Here is a 14,455-nt window from a genome sequence, read left to right as displayed (position 1 = left end):
TTGTCGCCTTTGGTGCGATTGCGCTGATGCATACTTTCCTGCTCGGTTCGGGCATCGATGTGGAGCCGCTGCACATTGCCGTGTGGGCATCCCGACAGCGATTTGTGCCTTTATCATTCATGCGATTCGCCTGCACCGGTTTGACCGCAGTCTCACCGCGAGATGACGCCCGTCGCCACACCTGTGGAGGCTGCGCAATGATCATCTCGATTGAATACCTGTATTGGCTTGCCGGCATTTTGTTGCTGATTACCGCAGGCATGATCCTGTTGGATCGAAGCCATCCCAAGCGCTGGTCCAGCGCCGTATTCTGGTTGCTGTTCGCCATGCCGTTCCTGGTCGGGGAGCGCTTGCCGCCGGTGCTCATTGGCGTTGGCGTGGTAGTGATGGCGTTGATCGCAGGTTTCGGGCGTCGGTCGAGGCACACATACCGAGTTGCATGACAAGTCTGCCCGTGCCAGTGCGGTCGACTGGGCCACAAGCTGTTTATCCCGGCGTTGGCCATTCCCCTGACGACCGTGATTGGTTCGGTATTGCTCAAGCACACCGAAAATCGGTGGCGTGCCACTGCTGGACCCGAAAAACACCACCTTTGTATCCCTCGGTGTCGGTTGCCTGATCGCCCTCGGTCTGGCCTGTTGGTTGACTCGCGATACGCCGGTGCAAGCCTTGCGCGAATCCCGGCGCCTGACCGAAGCCTTGGGCTGGGCCATGGTGCTCCCGCAGATGCTGGCGATGCTTGGGCTCTTATTCAATGAAGCCGGGGTCGGCACGGCGGTTGCGCATGTGACTACCACCTACATCAACCTGGATTTCAAGCTGGTGGCGGTGATGGTGTATGTACTGGGCATGGCCCTGTTCACCGTTATCATGGGCAATGGCTTTGCGGCTTTCCCGGTCATGACCGGCGGTGTTGGCGTGCCGGTACTGGTGGGTATTTATGGCGGTAACCCGGCGGTGATGGCGGCGATCGGTATGTTCTCCGGCTATTGCGGTACGCTGATGACCCCCATGGCGGCCAACTTCAATATTGTGCCGGCAGCGTTGCTGGAGTTGCCGGACAAGAACGCGGTGATCAAGGCGCAACTGCCGACCGCGTTAATGATGCTGGTCGTCATATTGTCCTGCTCTACCTGTTGATGTGAGGCCAAGATGCAAACTGTACTGCTGATGGGCTTCGAGCCCTTTGATCAAGACCCGGTCAACCCGTCCTGGGAGGCCGTGCGGCAGTTGGATGGCGTGCAATTGGCCGAGGGTGTGCAGATTGCTGCGCGCCGCCTGCCCTGTGCGTTTTCCACAGTAGGGAAGTGCCTGACGGGGCTGATCGCCGAGCTGCGCCCGGCGATGGTGATTGCCACGGGTCTTGGGCCTGGGCGTAGTGATATCTCCATCGAGCGGGTGGCGATCAACGTCAACGATGCACGCATCCCCGATAATCTGGGCGAGCAACCTATCGATACGGCGGTGGTGGTTGGCGGGCCGGCCGCCTACTTCAGCACGCTGCCGATCAAGGCTATGGTCAAGGCATTGCGCGACGCTGGGGTTGCGGCGTCGGTTTCGCAGACTGCGGGCACGTTTGTGTGTAATCAGGTGTTTTACCTGTTGCAACACGCGCTGGTCGGTACGGACGTTCGCAGCGGATTTATCCATGTACCCAACCTGCCGGAGCAGGTCGCTGATACTGGGCAGGCGTCAATGCCGCTGGTGACGACAGTCGAGGGGCTGCGCGAAGCGGTACGTGTGGCGTGGAGCACTGAGGTTGAGACGGTACAAAGCGGTGGGCAGATCAGTTGATCTGCCTTAGCCGTTCAACAGTCGGGTCAGGCCGAAGGTAATGGCGCACGCGAGCCCGGTCATTGCGAACGCGGTGGCGACGTACCATTTGATGAGATTCAGCTCCGTGGTCGCCAGGTCCGCCTTGGTGGCGAAGTGCTTTTCCATGGAGTCTGCCCTGCTCGAAACGGCGAATAGCTTCTCTTTCATTTCAGCCAGCCCTTTTTCCAGTAAACCCAAGCGTTTTTCCATACCCGAACCTCCGTCATTACCCCCACCGGCTCGACCTTGAACCGGGATGTTCAGCGTGTTCGCCCAACCAAGCCGATACTGTTTTTTCTCCAACGCGTGACCCCTTTTTTAGTTGAAATGAGAGAGCGCCTGGGAACGAAGATTAGTGCGAGTTTGGGCCGGCCGTGAGCGACAAATTTTTGCAAAATACCACCCGGGTTCTGGCCTGGGGTATCAGGCTTCCCGCTTTGGAAAGAACAGCTCAAAACATGTCAGCCCTGCATCACTGGTAACGCTGTAGCGACCGTTATGCAGGAGCATGATCGTCGCCACAATCGACAGCCCCAACCCATTGGACTGGGCCGAGCGCTCCCGCGACTCATCCACTCGGTAAAACCGTTCGAACAGGCGCGGCAAATGCTCGGCAGGGATGGTTTCACCCCGGTTGCTGACCCGCAGGTTGATGCCATCGGTATTCGGAACCGCCTGAATCAGCAGGTCCGAACGCGGGGCGCCGTACTTGATAGCGTTTGCACACAGATTGGCCAGTGCACGACGCAGTAGCATCGGTTCAGCCCAGATCACACCGTCACCTTCGGCGAGAATGCTGATACCCACGTCGCTCGCCAACCCTTCGAAGTAGTCAGCCATACGCTCCACTTCATCCGCTGCACTCAGCGCCTGGCGCTGGCGCAGGGCGCTGGCCGGGTCGGTGCGGGCGAGGAACAGCATGTTGTCGAGCATCCGCGCCAGGCGTTCGAGTTCTTCGACATTGGAGGCCAGCAGTTGCTGGTAGCTTTCGATGCTGCGGCTCTGTTGCAGCGCGACTTGCGTTTCGCCCAGCAGGTTATTGATCGGCGTACGCAGTTCGTGGGCCATGTCGGTGGACACCTGGCCCAGTTGCACGAAGCCTTTGGCCAGTCGCTCCAGCATGGTGTTGAAGGCGTCGATCATCGGCAGCAGCTCTTTCGGTGCGCCGTGGCTGTCGAGTCGCTCGGCCAGGTTGCCCACGCCGATGCCTTGGGTATGCGTGGCCAGGCGCCGCAACGGCAAAAGCCCGCGGTACACCAGCAGGTAACCCACCAACGCGAGGATGATCGCTGCAATGGTTGCCAGGACAAACACGCTCAGGCGATAGCTGGCGAGCATGGCGGTGCGTTCAGTCATCAGGCGCCCGGTGGTGACTTGCAGGCTGCCGAGGTCTCCGGAGTCGATGGATGCAGCTACGGTGGCGAAAGGCACGCCATTCACACCGGGCAAATGGTGCACGTCGGAAAAGCCCAGCTCGTGGTCTTTGGGGACGGGAACTACGGACGGCATTTCAATGTTGCCCGGGTTAACCAACAACAACGGTTTTTGCCCCGGCGCCGCGATGCTCAGTACCGACTCGCTGTTGCCCAGCATGTTCTTGAACAGCTCTGGCTTGGTCTTGATCAGGTCCAGGGTATTGCTGTCGTTGAGCAGGTTGCGTAACTGGTCGGCGCGATAGATCAGGGCGGCATCGTCGCGCTTGACCAGTTCACGCTCAAGTTCGCGATACAGCGCAACGCCCAGGGTGGCCAGCAGGGCGAAGGCGAGCAAAGCGAAGATCAGCGCCAGGCGCAGAGTCAGCGAGTAGTGGCGGCGGTGGTTCATGGCTGTATGTCGAAGCGGTAGCCAATGCCCCGCACGCTGTGAATTAACTTGAGCTGGAACGGGTCATCGATTTTCAGGCGCAAGCGTCGTACGGCGACATCGACCACATTGGTGTCGCTGTCGAAGTTCATGTCCCAGACCCGCGAGGCGATCATCGAACGTGACAGCACCTGATCCTGGTGGGTGGCGAACAGGTGCAGCAGGGCGAACTCCTTATTGGTCAGGGTAATGCGTGTACCGGCCCGCGTGACCCGGCGTTTCAGTACATCGATTTGCAGGTCGGCAATGTGCAGGTGCTCTTCTTCGCGACTGGGGCCGCGGCGGGTCAGGGTGCGTAACCGGGCGACCAGCTCGGCGAAGGAAAACGGCTTGATCAGGTAATCATCAGCACCCAGTTCCAGGCCTTTGATACGGTCGGCAATGTCATCGCGGGCGGTCAGGAACAGGACCGGTGTGTCAGCCTCCTTGCGCAGGCGGCGCAGCACTTCCCAGCCGTCCATTTTTGGCATCATCACATCCAGCACGATTACGTCGAACGGCGTTTCCAGCGCCTGGTGCAAGCCGTCCACGCCGTCCCGGGCGAGGCTTACCGAGTAACCCAGTTCCTGCAGGCCGTTGAGCAGGTAATTGCCGGCCTTGGGTTCGTCTTCGACTACGAGGATGTTCATGGGAAGTGCCCTGATTCTAAGCGTTGCGCAAGTGTAGCCCGATCAATTATCACTGGCGCAGCCAATGCCTTGAACCTGATAGTCCAGCACGTGTTCGCGACCCTGATGGTCCAGGTAATCGAGGCGGGCGGGGACGATACCGCACTGGCCGTAGGTGTCGGTGCTCGACAGCACTTTGTCGACATCCAGGTGCACGAAGAAACCGGTCTTGTCGTGGATCACGTTGGTGGCGGGGGTTGTGTCGGCCGCGAACACTGAGCCGGTGGCAAGTAGGGCGCTGAAGCCGAGGATAAACAGTTTCATGGTGGTCTCTCTCTTTAAAGGGTTGGCTGCCCGCTGCTGGCAGTGAGTTCACAGTAACCAGGCAGCTCAAACAGCCAACCAACAGGATCATGACAAGTTCGTAATGAACGGTTTAGGGCTGGCGGCCGGACGCTTCGAGGATCAGGTCAGTGATTTCCCTGGCGTGGGACACCAGCGACAAGTGGCTCGACGGCAGCTCGATGGTGGTGGCGTTCATGCGCTTGGCGAGGAATCGCTCCAGGTCCGGGTTGATGGTCTGGTCATTGCTCGACACGGCGTACCAGGACGGCTTGGTGTGCCAGGCCGCATTGACGGTGCGGCCGCTGAACAGGCTCTTGGCAATCGGTTGTTGTACGGCGTACAGCTCAAGCGCTTTGGCGCGTGGCACATCGGCGGCGAAGTATCTCAGGAAGGCATCCTGGTTCAGGGTCAGGTAGCCGTCGTGCTCAACCACACCGGCGCGGACGGGCATGCTCGGGTAGTTGGCGGAAAGGGCGACGAAGTCTTCGTTGGCGTCCGGTGCACGGGCTGCCACATACACCAGGGCGCTGACGTGCGGGTTCGCACCGGCGTCGCTGATCACACTACCGGCGTAAGAATGGCCGACCAGCACGGTAGGGCCGTTCTGTTGGTCGAGTACGCGATTGGTCGCGGCGACGTCATCGGCAACCGATGTCAGCGGGTTCTGTACGGCGGTCACGTGCAGGCCGGCGGCCTGGAGGCGGGTAATGACGTCTGACCAGCTCGAGCCGTCAGCCCAGGAACCGTGCACCAGCACCACGTTGTCGGCTTTGACCGGTGCGACGGTGCCGGCCATGGCGGTGCCGGTACCCAGTATCAACAGGCTGGCGGCAATCAGGCAGAGTTTGCGTGCAGGTTTCATTGTGCGGCCCTTCATCTTCAGTGGGAAGTTGTGCCACCCGATGTGGGTGACTGACGACGCCACTGTATGAAGTGAGGGTGCTGACAAGACTTACGGGTTGATGACAAACCTGTCATGCAATCGCTTGGTTAGCGGCGCGGCGCTGGCGTTTACAAGCGAGGAGGTGACCCGTAGATTGCATCGGGTCGATTATTTGTTAAATCCAAGAGGAATCCGCGTCGTGTCCATCCGAGGTTCTGCCGTATTTGCCCAACGTTACCGCGCGTTCCTGTTCGATATGGACGGCACGCTGCTCAACTCTATCGCGGCCGCCGAGCGTGTATGGAGCACTTGGGCTGAGCGCCACGGGCTGGATGTGGCGGCCTTCCTGACCACCATCCATGGCGCACGTGCCATTGACACCATCACCCGTCAAGCATTGCCAGGTGTGGACCCCAAAGTTGAAGCGCAGTGGATCACTGAGGCGGAAATCAACGATGTCGAGGGGGTCGTGGCGATTGGCGGCGCGGTCGAGTTTTTGAACGGCCTGCCTGGCGATCAATGGGCGCTGGTCACCTCTGCACCCAGGGAACTGGCGTTACGCCGCTTGGCTGCTGCGGGTATTGAACCGCCGGCAGTCTTGGTAACGGCTGAGGACGTTGCCAGCGGTAAGCCTGACCCCGCCTGTTATGTACTGGGGGCGCAGCGTTTGGGCGTGCCGGTGCGCGAGTGCCTGGTGTTCGAGGATGCAACCGTGGGTATTCGAGCCGGGGTGGCGGCCGGCGCGGATGTCATGGTGGTTACCGCGACGCACCTGAAGCCCATGGCCACTGCGCATGCCACCATCCAGGACTATGAGCAGTTGCGGGTCCAGCGCGACACTGACGGCCTGCTGAGCTTGCAGGGCCTGGCGGACTGAAATGAAAAAAGCCGAGCCGTTTCCGGTCTCGGCCTTATTTGCGAGAGGTTTGATCAGGGGGTGCCTGTAGTCGGCTGTTTCTCATTCCCTGGCGTGAGATCACCATCTCTCTGAGGATCTCATTGGCGAGCTGAGCAATCGCTTCGGCACCGCGATAATTCGCGCGCACGATTCCGGTAATCGCGAAATGGTCGGTTTCCGGGCCACTGAGGATGGCAGACAGGGTGCCGTCAGCGTGCAAGGTACACGTAATCTTGTAGCTGGGCAGGCGCGCCGCCAGTGCCGACTCGATTTGGTATTTGTTGAGGCTGTCCATCTGCTTTAACGCCTTTGACTGACCGTGCAAGACCAAGCATAGATCCTGCTGCAAGGCTGTAAATACCAGCGATCAGATAGCGGACAAGCGAGCCTCAGCGGGCGGTTTTCTGCGTGGGACGTTGCGCGGCTCGTTGGCACAATTTGCGCAGAACAGCTTTTTGGATGGGCTGGAGGCAGAACGCAAACAGGTAGCCAGACAAGAAGAGCGCCAGGTCCAGCCACGAACGCTTGCTGGGGTCGCTGATCGCTTCAATTTCAAACCTCACGCCATATCCCAGCGCCACGAAGACCAACCCTATCAGCAGGGCTATTCCCCAGGACTTGGAAACCAGTGGCTGCTTTGCGTTTGGCCTCATCGACGTGCTCCTGAACGCACTCGGATGGCAGGATAATAATCAGGAGATTCGGCTGCGAATTACGCAACAAGTTCCAGGCGCCAAGACAGTTTCATCTTGCAGCGAAGCTGAACGCGTCTAGCGCGCGGATCGCGCAAGAAAGCGCGAACAGGCTGGAGGGATTTCGCCAGCCGTTACAGTGAACGAAAAGGCTGGCTACTGAGCAGGGCGTCAAGGAGTCTGGTTTTTGTCCGGAGCCGTGAGGCCGGCCTGGATGCGCTGGTAAATCTCCTCGCGATGCACGGCAACGTCCTTGGGGGCGTTGATGCCGATTCGTACTTGCTGGCCGCTGACGCCCAGAATGGTGATCGTAATGTCATCACCGATGTTTATGCTTTCACCAACTTTGCGGGTGAGTATCAGCATGGACTTCTCCTTGATTACTTTTAAGGGCACATGTTTCAGACAGGGCACGTGTCGGATGTGTGTAGCTTACTGCTAAGCGCTTCCCTGTGACTGCCTCTTTTAGGACGCATAGAGGCGACATTAATTCCCATGGCGGCATCATACAGGTCTGCGGTACATCATTCGCATTGTTTAAGCCAACGTTTATGACGGCCAGAATAGACAGTGAATGATAAAGTTGCCTCTTTATCCTTAAAGGAGCAGGGCAGTGCGTAAAGTAGCGATGGCAATTGTGGTGTTGGCATTGGCCGGTTGCGGTGAAGGTAAACCGGTCGATGCCCCCAAGGCCAAGCCTGCCGTGACCGAGAACCAGCCTCAAACCGGGGTGATTGCCGCTCAGGAGTGGGACGTGTGGGTGGGCCCGCCAGACCACAAACTGCAGGCGATCACCGACTTGACCGCCTGGCTGCTGGAACATGGTTTCAATTTTTATATCGTGAAGACCGACGGCAAGGACGAGGTTTTGCTGGGCCCGTTCGCGAGCAAGGCCGAAGCTGAAGCCAAGCAGGCCCTGTTGACCGAAAAACTGGCACGCGCCAAGAAAAATGATACCGAGTCGCAGGTTATCGAGCACAAGACTGCGCAGTAACCGGCAGGTTGGGCGGCAGTCCCGCCCATTTTCAGCCGCAGGCTTTCAGGTTCACCGGGCCGACAAACTCGTTACCGCGGCCCATCACACACGCCACGGTCTGGTTGCGCTGACGCTCCCAAGGTTGCACGGGGTAGGTCTTGTTCCAGGCTTCATACAGTTGGCGGTCCTGTTTGGAGAGGCGCAAGCCGTATTGTTTGCTCATATAGAAATAGGTCCGGGCGATCATCCCGCGAATGGATGGGCGGGGCATGACCTTCTTGGCCTTGAAGTCCACCTGGGTCAGGCATGACCCGTACTGCCCACGTTGCACCGGCAGCCATCCAAAACTGAAGTTGTTACGGTCGCCATTGACCTCACCGATGCTCGGCACCAGGTTGTGCAGGTCCGCCTCGGCGCGCTTGAACACGTCGTCGTAGCGCGTACAGTTTTTGCGCCCACCGGCTTGCCAGCACTGGCGCTGATGCCCGATCTGCCAGGCCGGGACGATGTGTTCCCATTCGATGCGTGCAGCGCGGTTGGCATTTTTGCGTGGGACGTAACCGCAGGCTTTCAAATCCACACGGTTGCCATTGTATTTGCAGCCGCAGTAGAACTCCGTGGACTGTGGTGCGTAGAGCTTCCAGGCGACTTTCTTGGCTTCACTGAAGGTTCGGGGCGCCTGAGCATGAGCGGTAACGGTAAAAAACAAGCAAAAAACAGCAATAAAACGGGCACTCATTGAATCAATCTTCCTTCGGCACAACCCAGAATATCTGCACGCCGCCATCATCCCGATAGGCGAGGGTGACGTTGTCGTTCTCGGCTATTTCTTCCAGCAAGCGCCCCCATTCCTCCTCTGGCTCGTCCGGCAAACGGAAGATCAGGGCGGCCTTGGCTTTCTGGGCGTTGGTCGAATTGATGATTTTTTGCACACGAACGGCGAGTCGCGTATAGGCGTCAGGCGAGGTTTGCGCTGCGGAAGAAGACGTTGCCACGGAATATTCCTTACTGTGCTGTACGTGCATACAGTATTTAACTGTTACGAATTTCGCAACTTATTAAAATCAAGCCAGTTGGTTTTGACGGTCCATTCAGACAGCGGGTGTCGCGCGGGGAATGTGTAGCGAGGGGCGAGCGGGGAAGTAGAGGCAAGCAAGCCCGCCTCTACCGGTGTCACCAACAATCAATATTCCCAGAACATCCGTTGCAATTCTTTGCTGTCCTGGGTCTTGGTCAGGGCAACCATTGCCAGAATGCGGGCTTTCTGTGGGTTAAGGTCGTGTGCGACAACCCAGTCGTACTTGTCGTCAGGCTGTTCAGCATTACGCAGAACGAAACCGCCGGCATTCACGTGGGAAGAGCGAATGATTTGCACGCCTTGCTTGCGCAGTTCCTGCAGGGCAGGGACGACTTTGGAAGACACCGAACCATTGCCGGTGCCGGCATGGATGATGGCTTTGGCACCGGCCTGGGCCAGGGCCTTGACGGCGGTGTCGCTCACGTTGCCGTAGCCGTAGGCGATTTCCACGTCTGGCAGGCTTTTGATGGTCTTGATGTCGAACTCGGAATCCATGGTGTGCCGCTTGGCAGGCAAGCGGAACCAATAGGATTTGCCTTCAACGACCATGCCCAACGGGCCCCACGGGCTTTTGAATGCTTCGGTCTTGATGTTAATCATTTTGCTGACGTCGCGACCCGATTGGATCTCATCGTTCATGGTGACCAGTACACCCTTGCCGCGAGCGTCTTTGCTGCCGGCGACAGCCACGGCGTTGTACAGGTTGAGCATGCCGTCAGCCGACATGGCGGTACCAGGACGCATTGAACCGACGACGATGATTGGCTTGTCGGTCTTTTCCACAAGGTTCAGGAAGTAAGCGGTTTCTTCGAGGGTGTCGGTACCGTGGGTGATAACGATGCCGTCCACGTCCTTGCTGTCAGCCAGTTCGGCTACTCGGCGACCCAACTGCAGAAGGTTTTCGTTGTTGATGCTCTCGGACGCAATTTGCATCACTTGCTCGCCGCGGACATTGGCGATCTGGCTAAGCTCAGGAACACCGGCGATCAATTGCTCGATACCGACCTTGGCCGCCTGGTAGGTGGCGCTGTTGGCGGCGCTGGCGCCGGCGCCGGCAATGGTCCCGCCGGTGGCGAGAATCACCACGTTGGCCAGCTTGGTCTTGGTTTCGACTTCCTTTGCCTGGGCAGCAACGGGGAACAGCAGCAGTAGGGCTAGGGCGCCCGGAACGAAGGTTTTCAGTGCAGATTTCATTATTTTTCTCTCTGGTTTTTGATGAGTGCGGTAGCAGGTTCATCTAGAACACCCGGGCGATTCTGAATGCCGCGAGGTGCTGAGAAAGAGCAGGATTTGTACCAGGCTGATGGTGGCCGAACATATAAATTAACGTGTTGATTTAAAACAACTTATATTGGTTTTGCAGGTGGGGCTGAGGGGCGTTTGTCCGGCTTTCCGAACAGTGAGGGGCTATTGCGTTCGGTTGTCCGAAAACCATGATGGAATATTCATGCAGGCGTGTATGACGGTGGGGCAGCTGCCTGTCGTTTCAGCGAGCGGTCGGGCGAAGGCCATGTTTAGTCACATCAGCTGTGCGGTGAAAGGCCTGGGTCAGATGAAAGGCAGATTTCCGTCGTTGACAAATCTCGACAAGGTTCTCATAGTTTGACTAACGCAAACGTTTGCGAGATGTTTCACGCAGCGCTCCCTGAGTATCGTGAAAACTCGTATCAGCCACCCGGGTGGGAGGGCTGCCGGAGCATTCTTCGGTGCAAGCGTTGCTTACAATAATCATAAGATCGGAGTGAACCCATGAAGCTGCCATTTGCTGGACGTCTTCTTGCTGTCGCTGTGCTTGCTGCCGCATCCGCTGCTCTACCTCTCTCCTCTGTATTCGCTGAAGACGCCGCCGCCAAACCCAAGGTCGGCCTGGTGATGAAGTCCCTTGCCAACGAATTTTTCGTGACCATGCAGGACGGCGCCAAGGACTATCAGAAAACCCACGCCGCTGATTTCGACATGATCACCAACGGTATCAAGAACGAAACCGATACCAGTGCGCAGATCGATATCGTCAACCAGATGATCCTCGCCAAAGTTAACGCCATCGTGATCGCCCCGGCCGACTCCAAGGCATTGGTCACCGTGCTTAAGAAAGCCTCGGATGCCGGCATCAAGGTCGTCAACATCGACAACCGCCTTGATCCGGACGTACTGAAAAGCAAAAACCTCAACATCCCGTTTGTGGGGCCGGACAACCGCAAAGGCTCCAAGCTGGTCGGTGACTACCTGGCCAAGCACCTGACCTCGGGTGACAAGGTCGGCATCATCGAAGGCGTGCCGACCACCACCAACGCCCAGCAGCGCACCGCAGGCTACAAGGATGCGATGGACGCTGCCGGCATGAAGATCGTTTCCACCCAATCGGGTAACTGGGAAATCGATCAGGGCCAGAAAGTCGCTTCCGCCATGCTGAGCGAATACCCGGACCTCAAGGCGTTGCTGGCGGGTAACGACAACATGGCACTGGGCGCAGTCTCCGCAGTACGTGCCGCAGGCAAGGCCGGCAAAGTGCTGGTGGTGGGCTACGACAATATCGAAGCCATCAAACCGATGCTGCAGGACGGCCGCGTCCTGGCGACTGCCGACCAAGCCGCTGCTCAGCAAGCTGTGTTCGGTATCCAGAATGCGCTCAAGCTGGTCAAGGGTGAACAAGTCGATGCCAAGGACGGCGTGATCGAAACCCCGGTCGAACTCGTCCTCAAGAAGTAATCCTGGCAGCACCCAACAGCGCCCGCTCGTCCTGAGCGGGCGCCTGGAGATTTTTCTTATGTCATCTTCCGCCCCGAACGCTGTCCTCTCGGTCAGCGGTATCGGCAAGACCTATGCCCAACCGGTTCTGTCCGACATCACCCTGACGCTCAATCGCGGGGAAGTGCTGGCGCTGACCGGTGAGAACGGCGCTGGTAAAAGCACGTTGTCGAAAATCATCGGCGGGCTGGTCACGCCGACCACCGGGCACATGCAGTTCAATGGCCAGGATTACCGCCCCGGTAGCCGCACCCAGGCTGAAGAGCTGGGCGTGCGCATGGTTATGCAGGAACTCAACCTGTTGCCAACGCTGACCGTGGCCGAAAACCTGTTCCTGGACAACCTGCCCAGAAACTGTGGCTGGATCAACCGCACCCAACTGCGCAAGGCCGCGATCGAGGCGATGGCCCACGTCGGGCTGGACGCGATCGACCCGGACACCCTGGTCGGGAGCCTGGGCATCGGCCATCAACAAATGGTCGAAATCGCCCGTAACCTGATCGGCGACTGCCATGTACTGATCCTCGACGAACCCACGGCCATGCTCACTGCCCGTGAAGTCGAGATGCTGTTCGAGCAAATCACCCGCCTGCAGGCCCGGGGCGTGGCGATCATTTATATTTCACACCGGCTCGAAGAACTGGCCCGCGTCGCGCAGCGTATTGCGGTGTTGCGCGACGGCAAGTTGGTCTGCGTCGAGCCGATGGCCAATTACAACAGTGAGCAGCTGGTCACCTTGATGGTCGGTCGCGAACTGGGTGAGCAGATCGACCTGGGGCCACGCACCATTGGTGGCCCCGCCCTGACGGTGAAAGGGCTGACCCGCTCGGACAAGGTCCGCGATGTGTCGTTTGAAGTGCGTGCCGGGGAAATCTATGGCATCTCCGGCCTGATCGGTGCGGGCCGGACTGAATTGCTACGCCTGATTTTCGGTGCCGACCTGGCCGACAGTGGCACGGTGGCCTTGGGGTCGCCAGCGCAGGTGGTGAGTATCCGTTCGCCGGTGGACGCGGTGGCTCATGGCATTGCTCTGATTACCGAAGACCGCAAGGGTGAAGGCCTGCTGCTGAGCCAATCCATCAGCGCCAATATCGCGCTGGGCAACATGCCGGAAATTTCCGGCGGCGGCGTGGTTAACCGCCGCGACGAAACGGCCCTGGCCAAGCGCCAGATTGATGCCATGCGCATCCGCAGCTCTAGCCCTGCACAGCTGGTGTCCGAGCTGTCGGGCGGCAACCAGCAGAAGGTCGTGATCGGCCGTTGGCTGGAGCGCGATTGCGCGGTGATGCTCTTTGACGAGCCAACCCGCGGTATCGATGTCGGCGCCAAGTTCGACATTTATGCGTTACTCGGCGAATTGACGCGCCAGGGCAAAGCGCTGGTCGTGGTGTCCAGCGACCTGCGGGAGCTGATGCTGATCTGCGACCGCATCGGCGTGCTGTCCGCCGGACGCCTGATCGAGACCTTCGAACGCGACAGTTGGACCCAGGACGAATTGCTCGCCGCCGCCTTTGCCGGCTATCAAAAACGTGACGCGCTGCTGAACGACGCAGTGCTTAGGGATACCCCATGAAAACAACAAACTCCCCGGGTAAAACCGGCGGCAACTTCTACGGCCTGGGTACTTATCTGGGGCTGGCCGGTGCCTTGCTCGCCATGATTGCGCTGTTCTCGGTACTCAGCGATCACTTCCTGTCCTATGACACCTTCAGCACCCTGGCCAACCAGATTCCGGACCTGATGGTGCTGGCGGTGGGCATGACGTTCATCCTGATCATCGGCGGTATCGACCTGTCGGTGGGCTCGGTGCTGGCCTTGGCGGCATCGGCGGTCAGCGTGGCAATTCTCAGCTGGGGTTGGGGCGTATTGCCGGCGGCTGTGCTGGGCATGGGCTGCGCGGCGTTGGCGGGTACCATCACCGGTTCGATTACTGTGGCCTGGCGCATTCCGTCATTTATCGTGTCCCTCGGTGTGCTGGAAATGGCGCGTGGCGTGGCTTACCAGATGACCGGTTCGCGCACCGCTTATATTGGTGATTCGTTTGCCTGGTTGTCCAACCCGGTTGCGTTCGGAATTTCGCCATCGTTTATCATTGCTTTGCTGGTCATCGTCGCTGCTCAGTTGGTGTTGACCCGTACTGTGTTCGGCCGTTACCTGATCGGTATCGGCACCAACGAAGAGGCGGTGCGTCTGGCCGGGATCAATCCCAAGCCCTACAAGATCCTGGTATTCAGCCTGATGGGGCTGTTGGCCGGTGTGGCGGCACTGTTCCAGATTTCACGCCTGGAAGCGGCGGACCCGAATGCCGGCTCCGGCCTTGAGTTGCAAGTGATCGCGGCAGTGGTGATCGGCGGCACCAGCCTGATGGGCGGGCGCGGCTCGGTTATCAGTACGTTCTTCGGTGTGTTGATTATTTCGGTGCTGGCGGCCGGCCTTGCGCAGATCGGTGCCACGGAGCCCACCAAACGCATCATCACCGGTGCCGTGATCGTGATTGCCGTGGTTCTCGACACCTACCGCAGCCAGCGCGCCAGTCGGCGGGGCTGAAC

17 protein-coding genes and 2 pseudogenes are annotated in these 14,455 nt (G+C 58.9%); 8 read left to right on the top strand and 11 right to left on the bottom strand.

The window, feature by feature from the left end:
- The 3 genes and pseudogenes from CPH89_RS30040 to pcp form a co-directional block, all read left to right on the top strand.
- Positions 1-201, top strand: a pseudogene (locus tag CPH89_RS30040) (5-oxoproline transporter, DUF969 family subunit); the annotation flags it as partial.
- Positions 198-1,145 (top strand): annotated as a pseudogene (locus CPH89_RS30035) (DUF979 domain-containing protein). The pseudogenes CPH89_RS30040 and CPH89_RS30035, both read left to right, overlap by 4 nt.
- A gap of 7 nt (positions 1,146-1,152) precedes the next feature.
- Complete coding sequence (gene pcp / locus CPH89_RS30030; RefSeq protein ID WP_053257075.1) at positions 1,153-1,794, top strand: pyroglutamyl-peptidase I; 642 nt, start codon at positions 1,153-1,155, stop codon at positions 1,792-1,794.
- 6 nt (positions 1,795-1,800) lie between these two features.
- Here the strand turns inward: pcp and CPH89_RS30025 are convergent, their stop codons facing one another.
- The 5 genes from CPH89_RS30025 to CPH89_RS30005 all read right to left on the bottom strand — a co-directional run bounded on the left by CPH89_RS30025 (position 1,801) and on the right by CPH89_RS30005 (position 5,493).
- Positions 1,801-2,025 carry a hypothetical protein gene (locus CPH89_RS30025; protein WP_053257074.1) on the bottom strand — a complete coding sequence of 75 codons (225 nt, stop codon included), beginning with the start codon at positions 2,023-2,025 and terminating at the stop codon, positions 1,801-1,803.
- A gap of 213 nt (positions 2,026-2,238) precedes the next feature.
- Positions 2,239-3,639, bottom strand: coding sequence for a heavy metal sensor histidine kinase (locus tag CPH89_RS30020; protein ID WP_053257073.1), 1,401 nt, complete (start codon positions 3,637-3,639; stop codon positions 2,239-2,241).
- Complete coding sequence (locus tag CPH89_RS30015; protein WP_053257072.1) at positions 3,636-4,307, bottom strand: heavy metal response regulator transcription factor; 672 nt, start codon at positions 4,305-4,307, stop codon at positions 3,636-3,638. The genes CPH89_RS30020 and CPH89_RS30015 overlap by 4 nt, the downstream gene beginning before the upstream one ends.
- A 42-nt stretch (positions 4,308-4,349) precedes the next feature.
- Positions 4,350-4,610 carry a DUF2790 domain-containing protein gene (locus tag CPH89_RS30010; protein WP_053257071.1) on the bottom strand — a complete coding sequence of 87 codons (261 nt, stop codon included), beginning with the start codon at positions 4,608-4,610 and terminating at the stop codon, positions 4,350-4,352.
- A gap of 112 nt (positions 4,611-4,722) precedes the next feature.
- Positions 4,723-5,493, bottom strand: a complete 771-nt coding sequence (locus CPH89_RS30005) for an alpha/beta fold hydrolase (RefSeq protein ID WP_053257070.1) — start codon at positions 5,491-5,493, stop codon at positions 4,723-4,725.
- Positions 5,494-5,713: 220 nt separating this feature from the next.
- On the opposite strand from CPH89_RS30005, the gene CPH89_RS30000 reads away from it, so the two are divergent.
- A complete protein-coding gene (locus tag CPH89_RS30000; protein WP_053257069.1) occupies positions 5,714-6,391 on the top strand; it encodes an HAD-IA family hydrolase in 678 nt (225 codons plus the stop codon).
- Between the two features lie 34 nt (positions 6,392-6,425).
- Here the strand turns inward: CPH89_RS30000 and CPH89_RS29995 are convergent, their stop codons facing one another.
- The 3 genes from CPH89_RS29995 to csrA form a co-directional block, all read right to left on the bottom strand.
- Positions 6,426-6,707: a hypothetical protein gene (locus CPH89_RS29995; RefSeq protein WP_053258008.1), complete on the bottom strand. Its 282-nt coding sequence runs from the start codon at positions 6,705-6,707 to the stop codon at positions 6,426-6,428.
- A gap of 94 nt (positions 6,708-6,801) precedes the next feature.
- Positions 6,802-7,065: a hypothetical protein gene (locus CPH89_RS29990; RefSeq protein WP_053257068.1), complete on the bottom strand. Its 264-nt coding sequence runs from the start codon at positions 7,063-7,065 to the stop codon at positions 6,802-6,804.
- 210 nt (positions 7,066-7,275) lie between these two features.
- On the bottom strand, positions 7,276-7,470 hold the full coding sequence (gene csrA / locus CPH89_RS29985) for a carbon storage regulator CsrA (RefSeq protein WP_003192511.1): 195 nt from the start codon (positions 7,468-7,470) through the stop codon (positions 7,276-7,278).
- A 262-nt stretch (positions 7,471-7,732) separates the two neighbouring features.
- Between csrA and CPH89_RS29980 the strand changes: the two genes are divergently transcribed.
- Positions 7,733-8,098, top strand: coding sequence for an SPOR domain-containing protein (locus CPH89_RS29980; protein ID WP_053257067.1), 366 nt, complete (start codon positions 7,733-7,735; stop codon positions 8,096-8,098).
- Positions 8,099-8,129: 31 nt separating this feature from the next.
- On the opposite strand, the gene CPH89_RS29975 is transcribed toward CPH89_RS29980, so the two are convergent.
- The 3 genes from CPH89_RS29975 to CPH89_RS29965 form a co-directional block, all read right to left on the bottom strand.
- Positions 8,130-8,819, bottom strand: a complete 690-nt coding sequence (locus CPH89_RS29975) for an endonuclease (protein WP_053257066.1) — start codon at positions 8,817-8,819, stop codon at positions 8,130-8,132.
- 4 nt (positions 8,820-8,823) lie between these two features.
- On the bottom strand, positions 8,824-9,075 hold the full coding sequence (locus tag CPH89_RS29970) for a DUF1654 domain-containing protein (protein WP_169875153.1): 252 nt from the start codon (positions 9,073-9,075) through the stop codon (positions 8,824-8,826).
- A 188-nt stretch (positions 9,076-9,263) separates the two neighbouring features.
- Entirely contained in the window at positions 9,264-10,352 is a 1,089-nt protein-coding gene (locus CPH89_RS29965) for an asparaginase (RefSeq protein WP_053257064.1), read from the bottom strand.
- Positions 10,353-10,907: 555 nt separating this feature from the next.
- Here CPH89_RS29965 and CPH89_RS29960 point away from each other — a divergent pair.
- Genes CPH89_RS29960 through CPH89_RS29950 form a run of 3 tightly spaced genes read left to right on the top strand, consistent with a single transcriptional unit; the run spans position 10,908 to position 14,453 of the window.
- A complete protein-coding gene (locus tag CPH89_RS29960; protein ID WP_053257063.1) occupies positions 10,908-11,867 on the top strand; it encodes a sugar ABC transporter substrate-binding protein in 960 nt (319 codons plus the stop codon).
- A 58-nt stretch (positions 11,868-11,925) separates the two neighbouring features.
- Positions 11,926-13,479, top strand: a complete 1,554-nt coding sequence (locus tag CPH89_RS29955; protein ID WP_053257062.1) for a sugar ABC transporter ATP-binding protein — start codon at positions 11,926-11,928, stop codon at positions 13,477-13,479.
- Positions 13,476-14,453, top strand: a complete 978-nt coding sequence (locus CPH89_RS29950) for an ABC transporter permease (RefSeq protein WP_053257061.1) — start codon at positions 13,476-13,478, stop codon at positions 14,451-14,453. Before CPH89_RS29955 ends, CPH89_RS29950 begins: the two co-directional genes overlap by 4 nt.
- Positions 14,454-14,455 lie beyond the last annotated feature (2 nt).

This window comes from Pseudomonas fluorescens (genome assembly GCF_900215245.1).
In the GTDB taxonomy this organism is placed as follows: Bacteria; Pseudomonadota; Gammaproteobacteria; order Pseudomonadales; family Pseudomonadaceae; genus Aquipseudomonas; species Aquipseudomonas fluorescens.
Note: the sequence above shows the minus strand (reverse complement) of the source record. Positions and strands in the feature narration are given on the sequence as shown.